The following is a 26,940-nucleotide window of genomic DNA, read 5'->3' as shown; positions in this document are numbered from 1 at the left end:
TATCGATGGAGGAACATTACTATATTAGTTTAGATATAGGTTCATCGAGTGTAAAAGTAATAGTAGGAGAAAAATTTCATAATGGCATTAACGTGATAGGTACAGGGCAAACTTATACGAATGGTATAAGAAATGGTTGTATAGATGATTTTGATATCGCTAAACAAGCAATTAAAGATACAATCAAAAAAGCAGCAATTGCATCTGGAATAGATATTAAAGAAGTATTTTTAAAAATGCCTATCGTGAATACAGAGATTTACGACGAAAAATTTGAAATACCTTTTGATGGTACAGAAACTGAAATAAATGGCAGTCATATAGAATCAGTATTAGAGGGCATTAGGGAATTAAATGATGTTCCGGAAACTGAAGTCATTGGTGTATTCCCAATGAAATTTATTGTAGATGACTTACATGAAGTTTCTGATCCTAAAGAAATGGTTGCAACACAATCATTAAAAGTAGAAGCAGGTGTTATCGCAACATCAAAATCATTATTAATCAACATCATTAAATGTGTTGAATCTTGTGGAGTAGATGTTTTAGAAGTATTTTCTGATGCTTATAACTATCAATCTATATTATCTCCAACAGAAGTTGAACTTGGTGCTTGCGTCATTGATATTGGTGAAGATTTAACGCAAGTAGGTTTTTATGAGAGAGGCAATTTAGTTGATGCCGATACGATTGAAATGGCAGGTAGAAGCATAACAACTGATATTGCGAAATCATTAAATACTACATATGACAATGCCGAGAAGATTAAACAACAATATGGACATGCATTCTACGACTCTGCATCTGATCAAGACGTCTTTAGTGTTGAACAAATTAACGAAGATGGTCATGCACAATTCACTCAAAAAGAATTAAGTGAAATTATTGAATCAAGAGTAGAAGAAATTTTCTTTGAAATATTTGATTTATTACAAGATATGGGTATTACAAATGTTAACGGTGGATTCATCGTAACAGGTGGTACTTCAAACTTACTTGGTATTAAAGAATTATTACAAGATATGGTTAATGAAAAAGTACGTGTACATACACCATCTCAAATGGGTATACGTAAACCTGAGTTTACTTCTAGTATATCTACTATATCTAGTGGAATTAACTTTGATGAGCTACTAGATTATGTTACAATGAATAATTATGACGTTGATAATGTCGAAGAAGAAACATATGAAGAAGAAACTCAAGAAACTAAAGCTAAACCATATGAACAATGGTTTAAAAAGAAATCAAACAAAAACAATGACGCAAAAGCTTCAAATTCTGAGCATGACAGAGTCTCCGAAGCAGAATATGATTCGGAAAGTCAAGAAGAGAAGCCAAGTGTATTAAAAAAATTAATGAAATCGTTATTTGATTGATGGGTCATAAAGATTAGGAGGATAATAAATGTTAGAATTTGAGCAAGGGTTTAATCATTTAGCTACTTTAAAAGTAATTGGTGTTGGTGGTGGCGGTAATAACGCTGTTAACCGTATGATAGATCATGGAATGAACAATGTAGAATTTATTTCTATTAATACAGATGGTCAAGCTTTAAACTTATCTAAAGCTTCATCTAAAATTCAAATTGGTGAAAAATTAACACGTGGTTTAGGTGCAGGTGCAAACCCAGAAATCGGTAAAAAAGCTGCTGAAGAATCACGTGAACAAATAGAAGATGCTATTCAAGGCGCTGACATGGTATTTGTTACTGCTGGTATGGGTGGCGGAACTGGTACAGGTGCTGCACCAGTTGTTGCTAAAATCGCAAAAGAGATGGGTGCATTAACAGTTGGTGTTGTTACACGTCCATTTAGCTTTGAAGGACGTAAACGTCAAACTCAAGCTGCTGCCGGTGTAGAATCTATGAAAGCTGCAGTAGATACATTAATCGTTATTCCTAATGATCGTCTTTTAGATATCGTTGATAAGTCAACACCTATGATGGAAGCATTCAAAGAAGCAGATAATGTATTACGTCAAGGTGTACAAGGTATCTCAGACTTAATCGCTGTTTCTGGTGAAGTTAACTTAGACTTTGCTGACGTTAAGACTATTATGTCTAACCAAGGTTCAGCATTAATGGGTATCGGTGTATCTTCTGGTGAAAATAGAGCAATCGAAGCTGCTAAAAAAGCTATTTCTTCACCATTATTAGAAACTTCAATCGTTGGCGCACAAGGTGTCTTAATGAACATTACAGGTGGAGAGTCACTTTCACTATTTGAAGCTCAAGAAGCAGCAGATATTGTTCAAGATGCAGCAGACGAAGATGTTAACATGATATTTGGTACAGTTATTAACCCAGAATTACAAGACGAATTAGTTGTTACAGTAATTGCTACTGGATTTAATGACAAACCTTCTAATGCTCGTAAACCACAAGGTGGCGGTGCATTTGGTGGAACTACAGAAGAACCTGCTTCTAAAAGAGAAGAAGGAGAATCACTAGGAAGAAAAGCTTCATTTGAAAATAAATCAACAAATGAATCAACTGATGATAGTGATATTCCAAGTTTCATTCGAAATAGAGAAGATAGACGTTCTAGACGCTCTAGACGATAAATGAACTTAAAAAGTCATCAGGCTAAGTCCTGATGACTTTTTTTGTTAGGAGAGATGAAATGAAAGAGATTTTTAATCAACATAATCATTATTTATCATATGAAGCCGATGACAGAAATGATTTAACGATAGGTATTACAACTCGTCAAGGTGGTTATAGTTCATATCCAGAGAATGCTTTTAATATGGCAAGATATATCAATGACGATCCAGATAATATTTCAAAGCATCAGCAAATTTTAGCCAATGAAATCAACTTCAGTTGTGCCAATTGGGTATTTCCAATTCAAACACATGAGAATAAAGTTCGAGAAGTATCTTCAAAGGATAAAGGTACAAATATCAATGCACTAACTGAAGAACTACATGGAATAGATGGACTTTATACTTATGAATCTGATCTATTATTAACGATGTGCTTTGCAGATTGTGTACCAATCTATTTATATGATACTCAAAATGGTTATATTGGTCTTTGTCATGCTGGATGGAGAGGCACATATTCCCAAATTATTAAAGAGATGATTGAACAATATAAAGGTGACGTTTCTAATTTAAGAGTCGTTATAGGTCCATCCACATCTGACAGTTATGAAATTAACGAAGACATTTATCAAAAGTTCAAAACATTACCGATAGACTCTGAAGCATACATTGTGCAAAGAGGACAAGATCGATACGGCATAGATTTAAAACAGGCAAATGCATTACTTGCTATACATTATGGTGTTAATCCTGAACATATCGTAAAGACGAATCATTGTACGGCCAGTGAAACAGATTTATTCTTCTCATATAGAGTAGAAAAAGGACAAACTGGTAGAATGCTTGCATTTATAGGTAGAAAGTAGGTATAGATTTGAAATCAGTAAAAGAAAATTTATTAGAAATCAATTCACAAATTTGTAACAGTAGCGAAGAATCAGAATTTAATACGGCGCCTCAAGTGATTGTTGTGACAAAATATGTTACAATAGACCGAGCTAAAGAAGCTTATGAAGCTGGCTTGAAAAACTTTGGAGAAAATCGTATTGAAGGATTTTTGGAAAAGAAAAAGCATCTTCCAGATGATGCTATCATGCATTTCATTGGATCATTACAAACAAGAAAAGTAAAAGACATCATTAATGAAATTGATTATTTACATGCATTAGATAGATTAAAATTAGCTAAAGAAATTGAAAAACGTGCAGAACATGTTGTAAAATGCTTTGTTCAAGTGAATGTTTCGGGAGAAGAATCAAAACATGGTATGTCGCCTGATGATGTTATCCCATTTATTCAAGAGCTTAAGGATTTTAAACATATTGAAATAGTTGGTTTAATGACTATGGCACCATTAACTGAAGACAAAATAAAATTAAGACAATATTTTAACCAACTAAGATTATTGAAAGAGAAAGTACAATCCTTAAACTTATCATATGCACCTTGCACTGAATTATCTATGGGCATGAGCAATGATTTTAATGAAGCAATATTAGAAGGTGCTTCTTATATAAGAATTGGTACAAAATTAGTTGGCGAATAGGAGTGTAAATTATGGCAATTAAAGATGTATTTAAAGGCTTTTTCGTAGTTGATGAAGAAGAAGAAGTATACGAAGAGCCACAAAGAGAACAAACGAAAGCACCACAACAAGAATCATCAATACAAGAACAAAAACCAAAACCAAAACAACAATCTTTAAAAAGTGTACCAACACAAAAATCAAATACTACTAGATACCAATCACAACGTTCTCGTGATTTCAAAAAACCTGAAAGGAAAGAGGCTATGACTGAGAAACGTACAAATTCATCTCAAACGAATGTCGTTAGTATGAGCGGGAATATGGATTTTGCGCAAAGTTCAAAAATGTGCTTATTTGAACCAAGAGTATTTTCAGATACGCAGGATATCGCTGATGAACTTAAAAATAGACGTACAACATTAGTGAACTTACAACGCATTGACAAAGTATCAGCTAAAAGAATTATAGACTTCTTGAGCGGTACTGTTTATGCAATTGGTGGAGATATAAGACGCGTGGGAACAGACATCTTCTTATGTACACCTGATAATGTTGAAGTAGCAGGATCAATTACTGAGCAATTAGAACAAGTTGAACCTTACCAAGAATAGAGGAAATTAAGATATGGATAGTGGACTATTAAGTACGATATTAGGCTTTGTATTATTCGTCGTTAAAATTTATCAATATGGTATGATCGTTTATTTCCTTACATCATGGTTACCAGGCGTTAGGGAAGGCGCATTTGGACAATTTTTAGGGAAAATATATGAACCATTTTTAGAACCATTTAGAAGAATTATCCCACCATTAGGTATGTTAGACATATCATCAATCGTGGCATTTATAACGTTAAGTTTATTCTATGTTGGTTTAGTCAATATATTTAATATGATTGTACCTGTAATGCCAATATTATAATTAAACGATAAATGACAGTAGGGTGAGACGTAATGTCACATCCTATTTTTTATTGAATTAGAGGTGTCAAAATGGATATATATCAACACTTTAGAAAAGAAGAAAAAGAGATTATTGATTTATTTTTAAATAGATGTGAAGTTGCTGAACGAAATTACCAACCAGTGCTTACAGAATTTCTAGACCCTAGAGAACAATTTATTTTACAAACAATCGTGGGTGGCTTCGATGATTTGAATGTACATTACTTTGGTGGGAATGAAGAATCAGAAAGAAAACGTGCAATAGTTGCACCTGATTATTTTGTGCCTACTGAAGAGGATTATGAGATGGTGCTTATTGAACTTACTTATCCTTCAAAATTTGTTAAATTGACGCATCGTAATGTATTAGGTACGATCATGTCGCTTGGGATTGATAGAAATCAACTAGGGGATATTGTTGTTAATGACCGTATACAGTTTGTTTTGACAAAGAGATTTGAATCGTATATTATGATGGAATTAACAAAGATTAAAGGTGCAGGAATCAAATTGAGTTCTATTCCATTCCAAAATATGATACAATCAAGTGAGAATTGGCAGACACATGACGCAACTGTAAGTGCATTAAGATTGGATGTAATCATTAAACACCTTACAAATACGAGTAGAACAATTAGTAAGAAATTGATTGAAAGTAAACGCGTTAAAGTCAATCATAGAGAAATCGAACAAGTAGACTTTATAGTCGAAGAAAATGACTTGATTTCTATTAAAGGATATGGACGTGCGATGATCATTCAAAATAATGGAACTTCAAAAAAAGGCAAGATAAGAATAGCTTATCGAACATTGTTTAAATAGTGCTGAGGAGGAAAACTTATGGCATTTACCCCAGAGGAAATCAAACAAAAAGAATTTAGTAGAGTTCATAAAGGATTAGATGAAACTGAAGTACGTGGATATCTACAAACTTTAAGTGATGAAATTGAAAAATTAAAATCAGATAAAGCGCATTTGCAAAGTATTATAGATGATAAAGAAGAGAATATTAGTCGATTCAAAGCAGTCGAAAATACAATCTCTGACGTATTATTACAAGCGCAAAAAACAAGTGAAGAAACGAAACATACTGCTGTTTTAAAAGCAGATGCTATTATTAAAGAAGCAGAAGGACGTTCTGATCAAATCGTTAATGATGCACTTCAAAAAGCGCGTCATATCAGTTTCCAAACTGAAGATATGAAACGTCAATCAAAAGTCTTTCGTTCACGTTTCCGCATGTTAGTTGAAGCGCAATTAGATTTATTGAAAAATGAAGATTGGGATTATTTACTGAACTATGATGTCGATCAACAAAAAGTTACTGAAGAAAATATTGACATTTTGAACAAAGAAGAAGAAAATAATCAAGAACAGATAAATAATCAAGCAGTTAAAAGTGAAGAGGACAAGTCTGAAGAATAAACGAATTGAAAAGCGAGTTAGGGATAGTGAGAGCCTAATAAATTCATTTCTTTAGGTATCACCTGTTTGCGAATAAGATATATGTTTAATGAGTGAACTCTAAGTTGAGTTAATAAGGGTGGTACCGCGATGTATGTCGTCCCTATTATTTCAGCTTAGAGTTTTTTTATATTATTTTTATTAAGAAGGAGATTAAGACTTATGGATTACAAAGATACGTTACTTATGCCTAAAACAAGTTTTCCAATGAGAGGTGGTTTACCAAATAAAGAACCACAAATTCAAGAAGAGTGGAAAGAGAAAGATTTATACAATAAAATTTTAGAAAAAAATAAAGGTAATACACCATTTATACTTCATGATGGTCCTCCATATGCTAATGGTAATTTACACATGGGTCACGCTTTAAATAAAATTTTAAAAGATATCATCGTTAGACAAAAAGCAATGTCTGGATATTATGCACCATACGTGCCAGGTTGGGATACACATGGTTTACCAATCGAGCAAGCTTTAACAAACAAAGGTGTTAAAAGAAAAGAAATGTCAGTTGCTGAATTCAGAGAAAAATGTAAAGAATTTGCATTAGAACAAATTGAATTACAAAAAGCTGATTTTAGACGTTTAGGTGTAAACGGTGATTGGGATAATCCATATATTACGTTAAAACCTGAGTTTGAAGCGGCACAAATTAGAGTATTCGGTGAAATGGCTGCTAAAGGTTTAATCTATAAAGGTAAAAAACCAGTTTACTGGTCTCCTTCAAGTGAATCTTCATTAGCTGAAGCTGAAATTGAATACCAAGATAAAAAATCACCTTCAATCTATGTAGCATTTAATGTAGTAGATGGTAAAGGTGTTGTAGATGAAGATGCAGCATTTATTATTTGGACAACAACTCCATGGACAATTCCATCAAACTTAGCAATTGCTGTTAATCCTAAATTGAACTACGTACAAGTAAATGTAGAAGGCAAAAAATACGTTGTTGCCCAAGCACTTCTTGATTCGGTATGTGAAGCGTTAGACTGGGATAAAGAAACAATTACAATTGATAAAGAATTCAGTGGAGCTGAATTAGAATATGCAACAGCGCAACATCCATTTATCGATCGTACTTCATTATTAATTTTAGGTGACCACGTTACAACTGATGCAGGTACAGGTTGTGTTCATACAGCACCAGGTCATGGTGAAGATGACTATATCGTAGGTCAAAAATATGGTCTTGGTGTGCTAAGTCCAATTAATGATAAAGGTGTTTTCACTGAAGAAGCAGGAGAATTTGAAGGTCTATTCTATGATAAAGCTAATAAAAATATCACAGAAAAATTAGACGAAGTTGGCGCATTATTAAAACTTACATTCTTCAAACACTCATATCCACATGACTGGAGAACTAAAAAACCAGTTATTTTCAGAGCTACTGAACAATGGTTCGCTTCAATCAGTAAAGTAAGACAAGATATTTTAGATGCAATTGATGATACGAAGTTTAAAATCGATTGGGGTAAAACACGTCTTTACAATATGATCAGAGATAGAGGAGAATGGGTAATCTCTCGTCAAAGAGTATGGGGTGTACCTCTACCAGTCTTCTACGCTGAAAATGGCGATATTATCATGACTGAAGAAACAATTAATCATGTTGCAAATCTATTCGAGCAACACGGTTCAAATATTTGGTTTGAAAGAGAAGCGAAAGACTTATTACCAGAAGGCTTCACACATGAAGGTAGCCCAAATGGTGAATTCACTAAAGAAACAGATATTATGGACGTATGGTTCGATTCAGGTTCAACACATAGAGGTGTGTTAGAAACACGTCCAGAATTATCATACCCAGCTGATATTTATTTAGAAGGTAGTGACCAATACAGAGGTTGGTTTAACTCTTCAATCACAACATCAGTAGCAACTAAAGGTATCTCACCATACAAAATGTTACTTTCTCACGGTTTTGTAATGGACGGAGAAGGTAAGAAAATGAGTAAATCATTAGGTAACGTAATCGTTCCTGATAAAATTGTTAAACAAATGGGTGCTGATATCGCAAGATTATGGGTAAGTAGTGTAGACTACTTAGCTGACGTACGTATCTCAAACGACATCTTAAAACAAACTTCTGATGTATATCGTAAAATTAGAAATACATTCCGTTTCTTATTAGGTAATGTGAATGATTTCAATCCAGCAACAGATAGTGTGAAATATGAAGATATGCTTGAAATCGATCAATATATGCACAATAGATTAAATCAATTTATTGGCCGTACATTATCTCACTATGAAGCATTCGACTATCTAGATATTTATCAAGATATTCAAAACTTCATTAATGTAGAATTAAGTAACTTCTACTTAGACTACGGTAAAGATATCCTTTATATCGAACAAGTAGATTCATTAAAACGTCGCAGTATGCAAACAGTGCTTTATGAAACATTAGTTAAATTAACTAAAATCTTAGCACCAATTATTCCACATACAGCTGATGAAATTTGGGGACATATTCCACATGTTGAAGAAGAAAGTGTTCATTTAACAAATATGCCAAACCCACATGAAGTTGATACAGAATTAGTGGAAAAATGGTCTAAACTGATGAAATTAAGAGACGATGTTAACAGAGCATTAGAAGTTGCACGTAATGAAAAAGTAATCGGTAAATCATTAGAAGCACACATCATATTATCAAATTCAGAAGACTTTGATACAGTTGAATTCTTAAGTCAATTCCAAGACTTACAACAACTCTTCATTGTATCTAAAGTAGATGTCGTTGATGAATTAACAGACGGTGAAGAATATGAATATGTGAAAGTTAAAGTGAAACACGCTGACGGAGAAAAATGTCAACGCTGTTGGAACTATTCAGACGAACTAGGTTCAGTAGGCGAATTAGATAACCTATGCCCACGCTGTCAAACAGTTGTTAAAACTTTAGTATAAAATAATCAATCATAAAACGAACTCACGAGATAAAAATCTCGTGAGTTTTTTTGTAGAAAAAAGTATATCTAACGCATTTTATATCTGGCATAATTTAATACAATAAATGTAAAAAATATATTGAATGGTAAAAATTTACATTGTATAATATCCTTAATTAATCTGAGGTATAAATTTCTTCAATAAAGATAAAGTATAGGTGATAAAAAAATAAACCAAAATATAAGAAAGTTATATGAAGGTTAAAAATTTAAAATACTATATTTGTATTCAAAAGGGGAGAAGTTTATGTTAAAGAAAATACTTTTATCAACATTGTTATGTACAACAGTAACAACACCTTTAATAGGTAAAGTTAATGCAGAAGAAATGAAACAAGACAAACCTGTGAAGTATGTGTTTAAATCTGGTGGGAAAGCTTCTGCGATTGAAGTTAATTATGATGGTTCAATGACAATTCCTGAACCAGGTGGAGAATTATGGGATGTTGATGTAAAACCTGTTGATTTTTATATTACTAAAAATGGTGTACAAACTAATGAAGTTAATCCAAAGTATAAACATATATGGGATCAATGGGCGTACTATGATTTTTATGCATCGAAAGGTCGAACAGCTGACCTATTTGTAGGTGAACATCCTAGACCATTAGATGGTGGAACATTTGGTCCTAAGTCTGATAATACATCTGATGATAACAATGTAAATAATCCAAAAGATGAACCTAAATCTGATCAAACTGAGCCTAATCAAAACAATACTGATAATAAATCTAAGTCAGACCAACCAAAACAAGATGTTCCTGCTAAAGTAGAACAACCGGCTAAAGTTGATAAAAAATCAAATAGTCAGGGTAATGTAGTTGATAAGAAGGATGCTACTGATCAAAATAAATCTGATACAAATAAAGATAATAAAGCTGTAGCTAATAATAAATCTAATGATCAAAATAAAGTAGCAGTGAATAATCAAAAGTCTGAACCTCAAACTTCTGATGTTTCTAAAAAAGTTGATGTGAAAAAAGAAGATAATAATAAAGATGTAAAGACTAAGGATACTAGCAGTAAAGCTAAAGCTGCAGATAATAAATCAGATAAACAACAAAAAGAATTACCTAAAACGGGTGAAAGTGAAAATACATTATTCCGTACTTTGTTATTTACTTGTGTAGTTATATCATTATTAGGTATTCATAGATTAAAGCGAAAAGCTAACTTTTAATATAAAAGCGACTCACGAGATAGAAATCTCGTGAGTTTTTTGTGGAAAATAGTATGTCTAACGAATTTTATATCTGGCATTATTTAATATGAAATATGTAAAAAAATGTGTTGATAGGTAAAAATTTACATTGTATAATATCCTTAATTAATCTGAGGTATAAATTTCTTCAATATAGATAAAATATAGGCGATAAAAAAATAAACCGAAATATAAGAGAGTTATATGAAGGTTAAAAATTGAAGAGGAGTGATAATTTAATTCTAAGTTACAAGAGAATCATAATGATGGTTTAACTCATCATTTTACGTTTATTTTATTAAATTAGCTTTGCTCTATTATGTTTACCCCTAATATTAAATTGAAATTTTTTTGATTTTATTTTCTGAATATTGTGAAAAAGAGGTGTATGATGAAGAAGTTTATTTTTTTAATCACATTTTTGTTTTTAATCAACATCTCAATAATTAGTAATCAAGCCTTTGCAGAAGAAAATAAACAATCAGATAAACCAGTTTCTGAAAGTAATTTAAATGAAAGTAATATCTCAAATATTGATATCGCTAAATATGAAAACGAAGACTTACTTACTAATTTAGTAACAGATAATAGTTCAAATGAGGATGTTGAAGATATTAATAGTGAAGAATCAAATTCTAATTCAGATGCCATATTAGAGGAATCTGAAAAAATTAATGCTAATGATACAGTTAACAATGAAAATAATAAGGATAATTCAGAAAAACAAAATACTCAATCAAAAAATAATACAAATGAAAAAGCTAATTTAGAATCTGAAAAAGATGTAGAGTCAACAGATAAAAATGTAATAAGAGAAGAATATATTAATGATGAAAGTAGTGCTTTACCAGTTGAAAAAGTAGATGGTAATCAAGGTGAATCTATAATTGGTCCTGATGATAGAAAATTAGTGAAAGATATAAATCAATTTCCTAATAAGTCTATAGTGCATATAAGATCTTATATTAATGATTATAATTATATAAGTGGTACTGGATTTATGATTGATGATTATTCAGTATTAACTGCTGCACATGTTATTACAAGTAAGTATAAGGATATAGAGATTAACAAAGTATTAGTATATGCAGGATATAAAGATGAAATACCAACTTTAGGAATTAGTAGAGTAATAAAAACTTATGTAGCTCCTGAATGGTTGAATAAACGTAATAGCTATTATGATATGGCATTACTTATTTTAGATAGGCCATTAGGAAAGGAATTAGGTAAACTTAATTTAACTGACAAATTAACATTAGGTGAATTTATATCTACTATTGGATACCCTGGATCTCATGAAGGTAACATAGACAAAATTAAACCAGGCAACCAGTATTTTAGTTCTGGTGAAATTGTAAATATAACTAAAAACAAAATTTATTACGATTCCGATACAGAACCAGGTCAAAGTGGTAGTCCAGTATTTAATAGCAATAATGATGTAATCGCGATTCATACTAGTGGATTTGGTGAAAATGACACTTATAAATATAATTCTGGTGTGAGATTATCTTCAAGCAAAATGGAGATAATTTATGATTGGGGTAAGGAATTAAAATTTGAACGGTATGATAAAGTTATATATGTAAATAAAAGTGTAGCTAAAATTTGGAAAGATTTAAATTTAAAAGAATTAGTTTTTAATAATCAAGATGTAAAAGGAAGAATCTATAGAGCTCAAACTGTATATACTGATTCAACAGGTGGAAAGTATATATTGATTAAGGATAAAGATCACCAATTTGTAGGCTTTATAAATATCGATGATACTACTGAAATAAAACCAATTTACACAGATAAAGTAGTTCAGTTAAAAAAGGAAAATATAAAGCTTTATAGAAATTTATTTGGGGATTTACAGACTGATAAGAAGTTATCTTTTAGTAGATATTATAAGATAAAAGAAATATATAATTTACCAAATAATCTAACTTTATATACATTATGTGATGGGAATGGTAAGTGGATAGGAAATGTAAATAAGAATGATGTAAGAGAAACTATTTTTGAGCCTTATGATGAACGTGTTGAGATTATAAAGAATAATTATACAGTATGGGGTAACTTCTTTGGTAAAGAAAATTTAAATACTAAATCGATGTATCATAAAGTTTATAATGCAAAAGGTATATACAAAGACAATAATAACAATACTTATATTAAAATTTATGACAGTAATGACAAATATTTAGGAATATTGAATATAAATGCTACTAAGAAAGTTGTACCTCAAAGTTTCAATAAAGATGTAAAAATTATAAGTACTAAATATAATTTTTATCATTTCTTATTCGATAGAGTAAGAAACCAATCACAGAATTATATAAACAAAAAACTACATTCTAAATGTTTATATAAATTAAGTAGCGGAAGAGTTTACTACTCATTATATGATAATAAAGACAAATGGATAGGTTATATTGAGAAGGAAGCAGTAAAAGTACTATAAATATTTAAGTGAGGAGTGAAAATTATGTTAAAGAAAATCTTATTATCAACATTAATATGTACAACACTAACTACACCAGTTATTGGTAAAGTTAATGCAGAAGAAGTGAAACAAGATAAACCAGTTAAATATGTGTTTAAATCTGGTGGAGAAGCTAGTCCTATTTATATTAATTCTGATGGATCAATGACTATACCTGAAAAAGAAATATTAGAAGTTTTCATTGAGAGACCTAGTGATTATTATGTTGTTAAAAATGGGGTTAAAACATATGAAGTTACTCCAAAGTATAAACATATAAAGGATCAATGGGCATACTATGATTTTTATGCATCGAAAGGTCGAACTGCTGATTTATTCGTTGGAGAGCATCCTAGACCATTAGATGGTGTAACGTTTATTCCTAAGTCTGATAAAACTTCTGATGATAAAAAAGCAGATGCCCCAAAAGATGAACCTAAATCTGATCAACAGAATAATCAAACAGAACCTAATAAAAACACTACTGACAATAAATCTAAGACAGATCAACCAAAACAAGATGTTCCTGCTAAAGTAGAACAACCGGCTAAAGATAATGTGAAAGTTGATAAAAAGTCTGATAGTCAAAGTAATGTAGCTGTTAAAGATAAAGATAATAAACCTGTAGCTAATAATAAATCTGATGATCAAAATATAGTGGCAGTGAATAATCAAAAGTCTGAACCTCAATCTTCTGATGTTTCTAAAAAAGATGATGTGAAAAAAGAAGATAATAATAAAGATGTAAAGGCTAAGAGTACTGATAGTAAAGCTAAAGCTGCAGATAATAAATCAGATAAACAACAAAAAGAATTACCTAAGACGGGTGAAAGTGAAAATCCATGGATACAAGTAGGAATATTATCATTAGTTGGCTTATCATTAATTGGCCTTTATACAATAAATCGTAAATCAAAAGCATAATTTTCTTAGTTATGAATAATTAAGGGGAGAAGTTTATGTTAAAGAAAATTTTATTATCAACATTAATATGTACAACACTAACTACACCAGATATTGGTAAAGTTAATGCAGAAGAAGTGAAACAAGACAAACCTGTGAAGTATGTGTTTCACAACGGAGGAATGTTATATCCTATCAGAGTAAATTATGATGGTTCAATGACTGTACCTGAACAAGGTGGAGAAATATTAGAAATTGATGCAAAGCCAGGTGATTTTTATATTTATAAGGATGGTGTGCCTACGAATGAATTAAATCCTAAATATAAGCACATTTGGGATCAATGGGGATATTATGATTTCTATAAATCTAAAGGTAAAGTAAATGACCTTTTCGTAGGAGAACACCCTAGACCATTAGATGGTGTAACATACGATCCTAAGTCTGATAATACATCTGATGATCAAAAAGCAGATGACCAAAAAGATGAACCTAAATCTGATCAACCAAAAGATCAACCAGAACCTAATAAAAACACTACTGACAATCAGTCTATATCAGACCAACCAAAACAAGATGTTCCTGCTAAAGTAGAACAACCGGCTAAAGATAATGTGAAAGTTGATAAAAAGTCTGATAGTCAGAGTAATGTAGTTGATAAGAAGTATGCTACTGATCAAAATAAAGATAATAAAGTTGTAGTTAATAATAAATCTGATAATCAAAATAAAGTGGCGATGAATAATCAAAAGTCTGAGCCTCAATCTTCTGATGTTTCTAAAAAAGTTGATGTGAAAAAAGAAGATAATAATAAAGATGTAAAGGCTAAGAGTACTGATAGTAAAGCTAAAGCTGCAGATAATAAATCAGATAAACAACAAAAAGAATTACCTAAGACGGGTGAAAGTGAAAATCCATTATTCCGTACTTTGTTATTTACCTGTGTAGTTATATCATTATTAGGTATTTATAGAATAACTCGTATGTCTAATGTATAATTTAATTAATATAAGAGATTAAGCAATTTTTGTTGCTTGATCTCTTTTTATTTTGTTTAATTTTAAATTGGTTATGAAAGAAAATATATGTGATGAGGTGTTTGAATTAGATGTGTAATTTAAAAGATCATATTAACAATTAGTTCGTGTTATGTGGTAAAATAATCAAGATTGGAGTGGAAAGTAGATGCGTAAAGGTTACAATGTACCGATTTGGAGTACTTTTATTATTATATTAATCGCGCTTGATCAACTTACTAAATTTTTAATTGTTAAATCTTTAGAAGTGGGTGAGTCTATAAAGGTTATCAGTAATTTTTTATATATTACATCTCATAGAAACCAAGGTGCTGCTTGGGGGATTTTACAAGGGAAAATGTGGTTATTTTATATCGTAACAATTGTCGTGCTTGTTATTTTATTTATGTTCTTTAAGAATGAAGGATACGGTCGACCTGATGTTCAACTTGGACTAAGTTTATTAATTGCAGGGTCAATTGGTAACTTTATAGATCGTTTGTTTAGAGGAGAAGTTGTTGATTTTGTTGATACATATATTTTCAGCTATAATTTCCCGATATTTAATGTAGCAGATGCTGCTTTAACGATAGGTGTCATTGTATTGATAATTGTGATTTTATTTGAGGGCAAGGAGGAAAAAGCTTGAATACATTTGAATTTAAGATAGAGACAGAAAATGAAATTGGTGTAAGAATTGATAAATTATTACCTGATTTGAATCCAGATTGGTCAAGAAATCAAATTCAAGATTGGATTAAATTAGGTTTAGTTGAAGTAAATGGTAAAGTCATTAAAGCAAATTATAAGACGAAGCTTAATGATGTTATTGTTGCGACTGAAAAAGTAATAGAAGAAGTTGATATTGTCGCAGAAGATTTAGGTATTGAGGTTTATTATGAAGACAAAGATGTAGCGGTCGTTTATAAACCTAAAGGTATGGTTGTGCATCCAGCACCTGGCCATTATACAGGTACGTTAGTAAACGGATTAATGTATGTGATTAAAGATTTATCTGGTATTAACGGTGAAATTAGACCCGGTATTGTGCATCGTATAGATAAAGATACATCCGGTTTATTAATGATTGCTAAGAATGATATTGCACATAGAGGATTAGTTGAACAGTTAGTTGATAAAACTGTGACTAGAGAATATACAGCTCTTGTACATGGTAATATACCTCACGAATTTGGAACAATTGAAGCACCAATCGGCAGAAATCCTAAAGAACGTCAAGAAATGGCGATCGTTGATGATGGTAAAGAAGCTGTCACGCACTTTAATGTAATTGAAAAATTCGAAAAATATACATTGGTTAAATGTCAGTTAGAAACTGGTCGTACTCATCAAATCAGAGTGCATATGAAACATATTGGTTTTCCTTTAGTAGGTGATCCTAAATATGGACCGAAGAAGACATTGAACATTGGTGGACAAGCTTTACATGCTGGATTATTAGGATTTGAACATCCAGTTACTGGTGAATATATTGAAAAAGAAGCACCATTACCAGAGTATTTTGAAACATTATTAGAGAAATTAAGAAATCGAGAAGATAAAAAATAAGTACAACGTGTAATAATACTTATTTAATTTTATTTAAACTTTGACATCATATGAAAAAAACGATATTATTGTTTTAACAATTAAAGCGTCTTTAACAGACAGTCCAGAGAGGCTGAGAAGACATAATATGAGCGTGTAGACCATCTTTGTATGGTACTAGTGTATACTCATGTCTTCTAAAGACGTGAGTATTTTTTTGTGGAAGGAGATTGAATATGGCTGAGAGGTTAATCATGGATGCTGCTGCTGTAAACAGAGCATTAACAAGAATGTCACATGAAATACTTGAAAAGAACAAAGGTACTAAAGATATTGTCTTGTTAGGCGTAAAGACAAGAGGTGTATTTCTTGCGAACAGAATTGAGCAGAAAATCCAAGACATCGAACAAGTTCAAGTACCAACTGGAGAAATTGATGTTACACATTATCGTGACGATGTTCAGAATCAACAAGGTACGATTAAAGTGAAATCATTTAATATCGATATAGATATTAATGATAAGCATGTCATTATTGTCGATGATGTCCTTTATACAGGAAGAACTGTTAGAGCTTCATTAGATGCTATATTAGATCACGCAAGACCACGAAAAATAAGTTTAGCAACTTTAGTCGACAGAGGTCATAGAGAACTTCCGATTAGAGCAGATTATGTAGGTAAGAACGTTCCAACATCATCTAATGAATCAGTTGTCGTTGAATTAGAAGAGTTCGACCAACAAACAGCAGTAAAATTAAATTAAATAAATCCTTTTAAATCAGTACGAGAGACTGGCAAAGGAGTATATATGGCTACAGGAGATAACTATACCTTTATAGGTATCACTGTATACATAGATCCCTTTGCATATCTTGTGAAGGGATCTTTTTTTGAATAGGAGAATGGAAATGTCACAAAATGAAGAAATGTTTAAACGAACAGTAGAACCCATACTAGATGTTAATGATAAACCTAAAGCATCACAATGGTTCTTCTTAAGCTCACAGCATTTATTTGCAATGTTCGGAGCTACGGTACTTGTACCATTTCTAACAGGTTTACCTGTTTCAGCAGCACTCATTGCATCAGGTTTAGGAACGCTACTTTATATACTGATAACGAAAGGAAAGATACCAGCTTATCTCGGTTCGAGCTTTGCATTCATAACACCGATTATTGTCGGGCTCAAGACACATGACCTCGGTGAAATGCTTGTTGCATTATTTATGAGTGGTGTTCTTTACGTCATTATCGGATTGATTATAAAGGTTACTGGCACGAATTGGTTGCTTAATCTTTTACCACCAGTCGTAGTTGGACCTGTCATTATGGTTATCGGACTTGGATTAGCACCGGTAGCAGTTAACATGGCGATGTACACAGATTCAAATGCAATGAAAGGCTATAGTGGCATATACATTACAGTCGCACTCATCACATTAATTACAACAATTATCGTTTCAGTATTTTTCAAAGGATTCTTATCAATCATTCCTGTTCTTATCGGAATTATTGTTGGATATATATCTTCATTATTATTTGGAATTGTAGACTTAGCGCCAATTTCAAAAGCGAAATGGATCCAAATGCCAGATATTTACTTACCGTTTCATGATTACACACCATCTCTACAATGGGGGCTGATCTTAATCATGCTGCCAATCGTTTTTGTAACGGTTAGTGAGCATATTGGTCATCAAATCGTCATCAATAAAATTGTCGGTAAGAACTTCTTCAAAGATCCAGGTTTACATCGCTCATTAATTGGTGATGGGGTATCAACGATGATGGCTTCAATTATTGGTGGGCCACCAAGTACGACATACGGCGAGAACATTGGTGTACTAGCCATTACAAGAATTTATAGTATTTGGGTAATCGGAGGTGCAGCAGTACTTGCACTAATCTTAGGATTTGTTGGTAAATTCACAGCGATGATTTCAACAATACCAACACCAGTTATGGGTGGTGTTTCCATACTATTATTCGGAATCATTGCTTCAAGTGGTTTGAGAATGTTGGTGGAGAACAATATCGATTTCGGTGACAACCGTAACTTGATTATTGCTTCTGTCATTCTCGTATTAGGAATCGGTAAAGCACATTTAGACTTCACAGGTATTGGTATACATTTAAACATTGAAGGTATGGCTTTAGCAGCAACAGTAGGTATCTTGCTCAATCTTATATTGCCAAAGAAAATAAAATAATTCTCAGGAGGCGTGTCATATGAAAAATTTATTAACAATGACTGATTTAACTAAAGACGACATCATGAAAATTATAACGAAAGCACAAGACATTAAAGAAAATGGTGCAGAAACTTTTGGTAAAGGCATGACGGTCGCAAACTTATTCTTTGAAAATTCAACACGAACAAAATGTAGTTTTGAAATGGCTGAAAGAAAATTAGGTTTGGAAGTCATTCCTTTTGAAATAAGTACTTCATCTGTTCAAAAAGGTGAATCTTTATATGATACTTGCAAAACTTTAGAATCCATTGGTGTAGACGCATTAGTCATTAGACATAGCGAAAATGCATATTATGACACATTACAAGGGCTTAATATTCCAGTATTAAATGGTGGAGATGGTAGTGGCCACCACCCGACGCAAAGTCTTCTAGATATTATGACAATATATGAGGAATACGGTTATTTCGAAGGATTAAAGATTTTAATCTCAGGTGATATAAAAAATTCAAGAGTAGCAAGAAGTAATGCAGATGCTTTAACGAAACTTGGTGCGGAAGTGATGTTCTCTGCACCGGAACAATGGAAATGTAACTTTTCAGATGTACCATATGTAGAAATTGATGATGTGATAGATGAAGTAGATGTATGTATGTTGTTAAGAGTGCAAAATGAAAGACATGATTCAGGTGCAACGTTTAGTAAAGAAGACTATCACAATGCATACGGACTGACGATAGATAGATATAACAAACTTCATGACAATGCAATCGTCATGCATCCAGCACCAGTCAACCGAGGTGTTGAAATAGATACTTCACTTGTAGAAAGTTCGAAATCAAGAATTTTTAAACAAATGGAAAACGGCGTGTTCATTAGAATGGCATGTATACATGCTGTACTTAATCACAAGGAGGAAAAAGTAAAATGTCACTTATAATCAAAAATGGAAAAATCTTATTAGAAGGTCAATTAGTTAACAAGGAAATTGAAATTGAAGATGGCAAAATTAAAAAAATAGATGATTATATAGAAGTAGAGAATCAAGAAGTTATTGATGCGAAAGGACATTTTATTTCAGCAGGATTTGTTGATGTACATGTACATTTAAGAGAACCTGGTGGCGAACATAAAGAAACAATTGAAACAGGTACTAAAGCAGCAGCAAGAGGTGGATTTACAACAGTTTGTCCAATGCCTAATACAAAGCCTGTCCCAGATTCAGTTGAACATTTAGATCGTCTTCACAAAATCATTGATGAGCATGCAGTGGTAAGAGTTTTACCTTATGCATCAATTACAGTAAGACAAGCTGGTAAAGAACATGTTGATTTCAAAGCATTAAAAGATAGAGGCATGTTCCAATTTACTGATGATGGTGTAGGTGTACAAACAGCTTCAATGATGTACGAAGCTATGAAAGAAGCAGCTAAAATTGATAAAGCAATCGTAGCACACTGCGAAGATAATTCATTAATTTATGGTGGTGCAATGCATGAAGGTAAACGAAGTGAAGAACTTGGCATTCCAGGTATTCCTTCAATTTGCGAAGCGGTACAAATTGCTAGAGACGTGTTATTAGCTGAAGCAGCAAATTGCCATTACCATGTGTGTCACGTGTCTACAAAAGAAAGTGTACGTGTCATAAGAGATGCTAAAAAAGCAGGTATTAAAGTAACAGCTGAAGTTACACCACATCACTTATTACTTACAGAAGATGACGTACCAGGTGACGATGCGATATACAAAATGAATCCACCTTTAAGAGCGAAAGAAGATAGAGATGCTTTAATCGAAGGTTTAATAGATGGAACAATTGATTGCATCGCAACAGATCATGCACCACATGCTAAAGAAGAAAAAGAAGTGTCAATGATTGATGCACCTTTCGGAATTGTAGGAAGTGAAACAGCATTCCAATTATTATATACACACTTTGTGAAAACAGGTAAATTCACATTAGAACAACTTGTTGCATTTTTAACAACGAAGCCAAGTGAAACATTTAACTTACCTTATGGTCGATTAGAAGAAGGAAGCTACGCTGACTTAACTATCATAGACTTGGAAACAGAAAGACCGATACGAGCAGAAGAATTTGCTTCTAAGAGTACTAACACACCATTTATAGGAGAAGTCGTTTCAGGATATCCAATTTTAACAATTTGTGATGGAGAAATCGTCTTCAAGGAGGAAGTATAAGATGAAAAATAAAAGATACTTAGTATTAGAAGATGGAACAACATATAAAGGTTATGCATTAGGTTCAGATGATTTAACAGTTGGAGAAATTGTTTTTAATACAGCAATGACAGGTTATCAAGAAACCATTTCAGACCCATCTTATACTGGACAAATTATTACATTTACTTACCCACTTATTGGTAACTACGGGATAAACAGAGATGACTTTGAATCATTAACACCAACTTTAAATGGTGTTGTCGTGAGAGAAGCGTGTGATTACCCAAGTAACTTTAGATCAAGTAAGTCTTTAGATGAAACGTTAAAATTTTATCATATACCAGGTATCTCAGGTGTTGATACAAGAAGTTTAACACGTAAAATTAGAAAATTCGGTGTCCTTAAAGCTGGATTTACTGATAATGCTGATGAAATAGAAAGTCTCGTTCAACGCTTAAATACTGAATCGTTAAGAACGGACGAAGTTGAACAAGTTTCATCAGTTAGACCATACATTTCAACTGGTGATGGCTATAAAGTTGTATTAATTGATTACGGTAAAAAAGAAAATATCGTGAGAGAACTTAATAGAAGAGGATGTGATGTAACAGTCGTACCATACCAAACTTCATTTGAAGAAATACTGAATATCTCACCAGATGGCATAATGGTTTCAAATGGACCAGGGAATCCTGAAAGTGTACAAGAAACCATTCAAACAATTGAACAATTAGTCGGTAAAATACCATTCTTCGGCATTTGTTTAGGACATCAATTGTTTGCATTATCTCAAGGTGCAACGTCTTATAAGATGAAATTTGGTCATAGAGGTGCCAATCATCCAGTACAAAATCTACAAACTGGAAAAGTAGATTTAACAAGTCAAAACCATGGTTATGCAATTGATGAAGCGTCTATTGCACAAACTGATTTAGAAGTGACACATATCGCATTAAATGATAAATCAATTGAAGGATTAAGACATAAAAAATATCCAGCATTTTCAGTACAATATCATCCAGAAGCATCACCTGGACCGCACGATTCAAACTATTTATTCGATGAATTTATTGAAATGATCAAATTACATAAAGCGAAGGAGCGTACAATCAATGCCTAAACAAACTGATATAAAATCCATCTTAGTAATTGGTTCTGGCCCAATCATTATAGGTCAAGCTGCAGAATTTGATTATGCAGGCACTCAAGCATGCTTAGCACTAAAAGAAGAAGGTTACCGTGTTATTCTCGTAAACTCTAATCCAGCAACAATTATGACGGACACTGAAATAGCAGATACAGTATATATTGAACCTTTAACTTTAGACTTTGTGAGTCGCATTATTCGTAAAGAACAACCAGACGCATTGTTACCAACTTTAGGCGGACAAACTGGTTTGAACATGGCAATTGAATTACACGAAAATGGTGTATTAGAAGAAAATAACGTACGTTTATTAGGTACACAACTTTCTTCAATCGAACAAGCTGAAGATAGAGATTTATTCCGTACACTTATGAATGAATTAAATGAACCAGTACCTGAAAGTGATATCGTGAACGATATTGAAGGTGCTTTAAATTTTGCGAACGAAATTGGCTACCCGCTAATTGTGCGACCTGCTTTTACAATGGGTGGTACTGGTGGCGGAATTTGTCACGATGAAAAGGAACTAAGAGAAGTTGTTCAAAATGGCTTGAAATATAGCCCAGTTACACAATGTTTATTAGAAAAATCCATCGCAGGTTACAAAGAAATTGAATACGAAGTGATGAGAGATAAAAATGATAATGCCATTGTAGTTTGTAACATGGAGAACATCGATCCAGTTGGCATTCATACAGGTGACTCAATCGTAGTTGCACCAAGTCAAACATTATCAGACGTAGAATATCAAATGTTAAGAGATGTATCACTGAAAATTATTCGTGCTTTAAAAATTGAAGGCGGATGTAACGTACAATTAGCACTTGATCCAAAATCACTAGATTACTACATAATAGAAGTTAATCCTCGTGTATCAAGATCGTCAGCATTAGCTTCAAAAGCAACGGGTTATCCAATTGCGAAGTTAGCTGCCAAAATAGCAATCGGTATGACTTTAGATGAAATGTTAAACCCTGTAACAGGTACATCATATGCAGCATTTGAACCAGCACTAGACTATGTTGTTTCTAAAATACCAAGATTTCCTTTTGATAAATTCGAAAAAGGCGAACGTCATCTCGGTACACAAATGAAAGCAACTGGGGAAGTCATGGCAATAGGTAGAACGTATGAAGAATCATTATTAAAAGCGATTCGTTCATTAGAATATGGTGTGCATCATTTAGGTTTACCAAATGGCGATGAATTTGAATTAGATTTTATTGAAGAGAGAATTAAAGCACAAGATGATGAAAGATTATTCTTTATTGGCGAAGCAATTAGACGTGGTACATCACTTGAAAGAATACATGAATTAACTCAAATTGATTATTTCTTCTTGAATAAATTCAAACACATCATCGATATTGAACACGATTTAAAAGAGAAAAAAGGCGATTTAGACGCATTATTATGGGCGAAACAATACGGCTTTAGTGATAAAGTCATTGCACATAGATGGGAACAATCAGAGCGAGACATATATGATTTAAGACAAGAACATGGTATTAACCCAGTTTACAAAACAGTAGATACATGTGCGGCAGAATTCGAATCAGAAACACCATATTTCTACGGTACTTATGAAGAAGAAAATGAATCTATAGTCACTGAAAAAGAAAAAATCATCGTATTAGGATCAGGTCCAATTAGAATTGGACAAGGTGTGGAATTTGATTATGCTACTGTACATGCTGTATGGGCTATTCAAGAAGCGGGTTATGAAGCAATTATTATTAACAACAACCCTGAAACAGTTTCAACAGACTTCTCGATATCTGACAAGTTATACTTTGAGCCACTGACTGAAGAAGATGTCATGAGTATCATTAATCACGAACAACCTAAAGGCGTAGTCGTTCAATTTGGTGGACAAACAGCAATCAACTTAGCAGATAAAATTGCACAAAAAGGTATTCAAATATTAGGTACGACGCTTGAAGATCTTAACAGAGCTGAAGATAGAAAAGAATTTGAAGCTTTATTACAAAAAATTGATGTACCACAACCATTAGGTAAAACAGCGACTTCAGTTCAAGAAGCGATAGATAACGCAAATGAAATTGGTTATCCGGTTGTTGTAAGACCTTCATATGTACTAGGTGGAAGAGCGATGGAAATTGTATATGCTGAACCTGAATTGAGAAATTATATGGAACAAGCAGTTAAAGCAAGCCCAGAGCATCCAGTACTGATTGACCGTTATTTAACAGGTAAAGAAATTGAAGTAGACGCAATTTCAGATGGTGAAACTGTTGTCATCCCAGGTATTATGGAACACATTGAAAGAGCGGGTGTCCATTCAGGTGATTCAATTGCCGTATATCCACCTCAAACGTTAACGGATGAAGAAATTAATTTATTAGTCGATTACACAACGAAATTGGCAAAAGGCTTAAACATAGTAGGACTTATCAATATTCAGTTTGTACTTTCTAAAGGAGAAGTATTCGTACTTGAAGTTAACCCAAGAGCAAGTCGTACAGTACCATTCTTAAGTAAAATTACTGAAATTCCAATGGCAAAGATTGCTACTAAAGCAATTGCAGGCATCACTTTGAAAGAGCAAGGATATGAAAGTGGTTTAGCGCCATATAAAGAAGGTGTATATGTTAAAGCACCAGTATTCAGCTTTAATAAACTTAAAAATGTTGATATCACATTAGGACCTGAAATGAAATCGACAGGTGAAGTAATGGGTAAAGACAGTACTTTAGAAAAAGCATTATATAAAGGTTTAACAGCAAGTGGTTTAAAAGTACAAGATCAAGGTACAGCATTATTTACTGTAAGTGATAAAGATAAAGCTGAAGCATTAACAATCGCTAAGAGATTTCATGAGATTGGTTATAGAATTTTTGCAACAGAAGGTACGGCACAATACTTTAAAGAACATGACATCCCAGTGTATACGGTTGGTAAAATAGGCGGCGAACATGACTTGCTATCTGTAATACAAAAAGGTGAAGTACAACTTGTGGTTAACACAATGACAAAAGGTAAAGTCTACGAAAGAGACGGATTCCAAATTAGACGTGAATCAGTAGAAAATGGTATACCATGTTTAACATCACTCGATACGGCAAATGCTTTAGCAGATGTAGTGGAAAGTATGACATTTAGAACTGAACAAATGTAGTGGGGGGATTATAATGTCCGAGATAATGACAGTTGTATCAAATAATCAAATAGCAGATGCTATTTTTGAATTAAAAGTACGTGGAAATCTTACGAAAAATATGAAAAAACCTGGACAGTTTGTTCATATTAAAGCTGGTACAGGAACTGAACATATGTTGAGAAGACCAATTTCAATTTGTGAAGTGAACCGTGAAGAAGAAACATTTACAATGCTTTTTAGAAGAGAAGGACACGGTACAGAATTGATTTCACAATTAAAACAAGGTGATCCAATTGATGTGATTGCACCTTTAGGGAACGGATTCCCAGTTGATGAAGCGCAAAATACTGCCTTACTAGTTGGAGGTGGTATTGGCGTGCCACCAATGTACGAATTGTCTAAACAGCTCAATGCTAGAGGTATAAAGACAATTCACGTATTAGGTTTTCAAAGTGCTAAAGATGCATTTTATATAGACGAATTTAGTGCGCTAGGTGATACGTATGTTGCAACTGCAGATGGAACGCTTGGTACTAAAGGATTTGTTACAACTGTTATTGAAAATTTAGACACACCCTTCGATATTTTTTACAGCTGTGGACCAAAAGCGATGTTGAAAGCTTTAACACTTCAATTAAGTGATGTGAAAGGTTATATTTCACTTGAAGAACGTATGGGTTGTGGCATCGGTGCTTGTTACGCATGTGTATGCCATACTGATAATGAAGCGGGTTATGTCAAAGTTTGTACAGACGGTCCCGTATTTGAAAAAGGAGCTGTCATCATATGAGTCGATTAAATGTATCGTTACCAGGATTAAATTTGAAAAATCCAATCATGCCAGCAAGTGGATGCTTTGCTTTCGGAAAAGAATTCAGTCAGTTTTATGATTTATCAGAACTTGGCGCAATCATGATTAAAGCAGCAACTCAATTTGCAAGATACGGTAATGAAGCACCACGTGTCGCTGAAACGGCAAGCGGTATGATTAATGCGATTGGCCTTCAAAATCCAGGTGTTCACCATATTATGGAACATGAGTTGAAATACCTTGAACAATATGATGTACCCATTATTGCTAATGTAGCAGGATCTACTGAAGAAGAATATGTTTACGTCGCAAAACATATCTCACAAGCATCAAATGTTCATGCACTAGAATTGAATATTTCATGTCCAAATGTTAAAGAAGGTGGGATTCAATTCGGTACTGTTCCTGAGGTGGCTAAAGAACTGACGAGAAAAGTAAAAGCTGTTTCAGAAGTGCCTGTGTATGTAAAGTTATCACCTAATGTAACGAATATTGTAGAAATGGCGAAAGCTATTGCAGAATACGCTGATGGTATAACGATGATCAACACTTTAGTAGGATTAAGAATCGATGCGAAGACTGGAAAACCAATCATAAGCAATGTTATAGGTGGACTGAGCGGACCAGCAATCAAGCCAGTTGCATTAAGAATGGTATATGAAGTCAGTCAACATGTTGATATTCCAATTATCGCAATGGGTGGCGTAAGAACGGCTCAAGATGTCATTGATTATATTTCAGTTGGTGCTGATGCAGTAGCAGTTGGAACAGCAAACTTTGAAAATCCAACAGTATGTAAAGATATTATTGATGAATTACCTACATTACTCGACCAATTAGGCGTTGAACATATTACAGAACTTAAAGGTAGAACTTATAACCAACAAGGAGTTGTCAAATAAC

At 32.9% G+C, this 26,940-nt stretch carries 23 protein-coding genes; all 23 read left to right on the top strand.

The window, feature by feature from the left end:
* Nucleotides 1–5: 5 nt before the first annotated feature.
* The 23 genes from ftsA to LQ675_RS01155 all read left to right on the top strand — a co-directional run bounded on the left by ftsA (nucleotide 6) and on the right by LQ675_RS01155 (nucleotide 26,939).
* Nucleotides 6–1,379 (top strand): cell division protein FtsA, encoded by a 1,374-nt coding sequence (gene ftsA, locus LQ675_RS01265; RefSeq protein WP_048542432.1) that lies wholly within the window; start codon nucleotides 6–8, stop codon nucleotides 1,377–1,379.
* A 28-nt stretch (nucleotides 1,380–1,407) separates the two neighbouring features.
* On the top strand, nucleotides 1,408–2,565 hold the full coding sequence (gene ftsZ / locus LQ675_RS01260) for a cell division protein FtsZ (protein WP_025904600.1): 1,158 nt from the start codon (nucleotides 1,408–1,410) through the stop codon (nucleotides 2,563–2,565).
* A gap of 59 nt (nucleotides 2,566–2,624) precedes the next feature.
* Nucleotides 2,625–3,416, top strand: coding sequence for a peptidoglycan editing factor PgeF (pgeF, locus tag LQ675_RS01255; protein ID WP_048542433.1), 792 nt, complete (start codon nucleotides 2,625–2,627; stop codon nucleotides 3,414–3,416).
* Between the two features lie 8 nt (nucleotides 3,417–3,424).
* Nucleotides 3,425–4,096: a YggS family pyridoxal phosphate-dependent enzyme gene (locus LQ675_RS01250; RefSeq protein WP_048542436.1), complete on the top strand. Its 672-nt coding sequence runs from the start codon at nucleotides 3,425–3,427 to the stop codon at nucleotides 4,094–4,096.
* A gap of 11 nt (nucleotides 4,097–4,107) precedes the next feature.
* Complete coding sequence (locus LQ675_RS01245; protein WP_107601779.1) at nucleotides 4,108–4,689, top strand: cell division protein SepF; 582 nt, start codon at nucleotides 4,108–4,110, stop codon at nucleotides 4,687–4,689.
* Nucleotides 4,690–4,702: 13 nt separating this feature from the next.
* Nucleotides 4,703–4,999, top strand: a complete 297-nt coding sequence (locus LQ675_RS01240) for a YggT family protein (RefSeq protein ID WP_048542438.1) — start codon at nucleotides 4,703–4,705, stop codon at nucleotides 4,997–4,999.
* Between the two features lie 71 nt (nucleotides 5,000–5,070).
* Nucleotides 5,071–5,844 (top strand): YlmH family RNA-binding protein, encoded by a 774-nt coding sequence (locus LQ675_RS01235; RefSeq protein WP_239726809.1) that lies wholly within the window; start codon nucleotides 5,071–5,073, stop codon nucleotides 5,842–5,844.
* Between the two features lie 18 nt (nucleotides 5,845–5,862).
* Nucleotides 5,863–6,447, top strand: a complete 585-nt coding sequence (locus LQ675_RS01230) for a DivIVA domain-containing protein (protein WP_025904594.1) — start codon at nucleotides 5,863–5,865, stop codon at nucleotides 6,445–6,447.
* A 201-nt stretch (nucleotides 6,448–6,648) separates the two neighbouring features.
* A complete protein-coding gene (ileS, locus tag LQ675_RS01225; protein WP_239726822.1) occupies nucleotides 6,649–9,399 on the top strand; it encodes an isoleucine--tRNA ligase in 2,751 nt (916 codons plus the stop codon).
* Nucleotides 9,400–9,687: 288 nt separating this feature from the next.
* Entirely contained in the window at nucleotides 9,688–10,620 is a 933-nt protein-coding gene (locus LQ675_RS01220; RefSeq protein WP_239726836.1) for an LPXTG cell wall anchor domain-containing protein, read from the top strand.
* A gap of 412 nt (nucleotides 10,621–11,032) precedes the next feature.
* Nucleotides 11,033–13,093 carry a trypsin-like peptidase domain-containing protein gene (locus tag LQ675_RS01215; RefSeq protein ID WP_207593110.1) on the top strand — a complete coding sequence of 687 codons (2,061 nt, stop codon included), beginning with the start codon at nucleotides 11,033–11,035 and terminating at the stop codon, nucleotides 13,091–13,093.
* Nucleotides 13,094–13,117: 24 nt separating this feature from the next.
* Nucleotides 13,118–14,038, top strand: a complete 921-nt coding sequence (locus LQ675_RS01210; protein ID WP_239726848.1) for an LPXTG cell wall anchor domain-containing protein — start codon at nucleotides 13,118–13,120, stop codon at nucleotides 14,036–14,038.
* 35 nt (nucleotides 14,039–14,073) lie between these two features.
* Nucleotides 14,074–15,015: an MSCRAMM family adhesin SdrC gene (locus LQ675_RS01205; protein ID WP_239726850.1), complete on the top strand. Its 942-nt coding sequence runs from the start codon at nucleotides 14,074–14,076 to the stop codon at nucleotides 15,013–15,015.
* Nucleotides 15,016–15,202: 187 nt separating this feature from the next.
* On the top strand, nucleotides 15,203–15,682 hold the full coding sequence (gene lspA / locus LQ675_RS01200; protein ID WP_037587555.1) for a signal peptidase II: 480 nt from the start codon (nucleotides 15,203–15,205) through the stop codon (nucleotides 15,680–15,682).
* Entirely contained in the window at nucleotides 15,679–16,602 is a 924-nt protein-coding gene (locus tag LQ675_RS01195) for an RluA family pseudouridine synthase (RefSeq protein WP_048542452.1), read from the top strand. The genes lspA and LQ675_RS01195 overlap by 4 nt, the downstream gene beginning before the upstream one ends.
* Before the next feature lie 215 nt (nucleotides 16,603–16,817).
* Nucleotides 16,818–17,345: a bifunctional pyr operon transcriptional regulator/uracil phosphoribosyltransferase PyrR gene (gene pyrR / locus LQ675_RS01190; protein WP_048542454.1), complete on the top strand. Its 528-nt coding sequence runs from the start codon at nucleotides 16,818–16,820 to the stop codon at nucleotides 17,343–17,345.
* A 145-nt stretch (nucleotides 17,346–17,490) separates the two neighbouring features.
* The gene (locus LQ675_RS01185; RefSeq protein ID WP_048542456.1) at nucleotides 17,491–18,792 is read left to right on the top strand and encodes a solute carrier family 23 protein; all 1,302 of its coding nucleotides are present in this window, start codon (nucleotides 17,491–17,493) and stop codon (nucleotides 18,790–18,792) included.
* A gap of 19 nt (nucleotides 18,793–18,811) precedes the next feature.
* Nucleotides 18,812–19,714, top strand: a complete 903-nt coding sequence (locus LQ675_RS01180) for an aspartate carbamoyltransferase catalytic subunit (RefSeq protein WP_239726852.1) — start codon at nucleotides 18,812–18,814, stop codon at nucleotides 19,712–19,714.
* Complete coding sequence (locus tag LQ675_RS01175) at nucleotides 19,702–20,976, top strand: dihydroorotase (RefSeq protein WP_048542460.1); 1,275 nt, start codon at nucleotides 19,702–19,704, stop codon at nucleotides 20,974–20,976. Before LQ675_RS01180 ends, LQ675_RS01175 begins: the two co-directional genes overlap by 13 nt.
* A 1-nt stretch (nucleotide 20,977) precedes the next feature.
* Entirely contained in the window at nucleotides 20,978–22,078 is a 1,101-nt protein-coding gene (locus LQ675_RS01170) for a carbamoyl phosphate synthase small subunit (protein WP_048542463.1), read from the top strand.
* Nucleotides 22,071–25,244, top strand: a complete 3,174-nt coding sequence (gene carB, locus LQ675_RS01165; protein ID WP_075577849.1) for a carbamoyl-phosphate synthase large subunit — start codon at nucleotides 22,071–22,073, stop codon at nucleotides 25,242–25,244. Before LQ675_RS01170 ends, carB begins: the two co-directional genes overlap by 8 nt.
* Nucleotides 25,245–25,257: 13 nt before the next feature.
* On the top strand, nucleotides 25,258–26,016 hold the full coding sequence (locus LQ675_RS01160; protein ID WP_049319175.1) for a dihydroorotate dehydrogenase electron transfer subunit: 759 nt from the start codon (nucleotides 25,258–25,260) through the stop codon (nucleotides 26,014–26,016).
* Nucleotides 26,013–26,939 (top strand): dihydroorotate dehydrogenase, encoded by a 927-nt coding sequence (locus LQ675_RS01155; RefSeq protein WP_048542470.1) that lies wholly within the window; start codon nucleotides 26,013–26,015, stop codon nucleotides 26,937–26,939. The genes LQ675_RS01160 and LQ675_RS01155 overlap by 4 nt, the downstream gene beginning before the upstream one ends.
* The last annotated feature ends 1 nt before the right edge of the window (nucleotide 26,940 follow it).

Source organism: Mammaliicoccus sp. D-M19 (assembly GCF_022386695.1).
Classification (GTDB): domain Bacteria; phylum Bacillota; class Bacilli; order Staphylococcales; family Staphylococcaceae; genus Mammaliicoccus; species Mammaliicoccus sciuri.
Note: the sequence above shows the minus strand (reverse complement) of the source record. Positions and strands in the feature narration are given on the sequence as shown.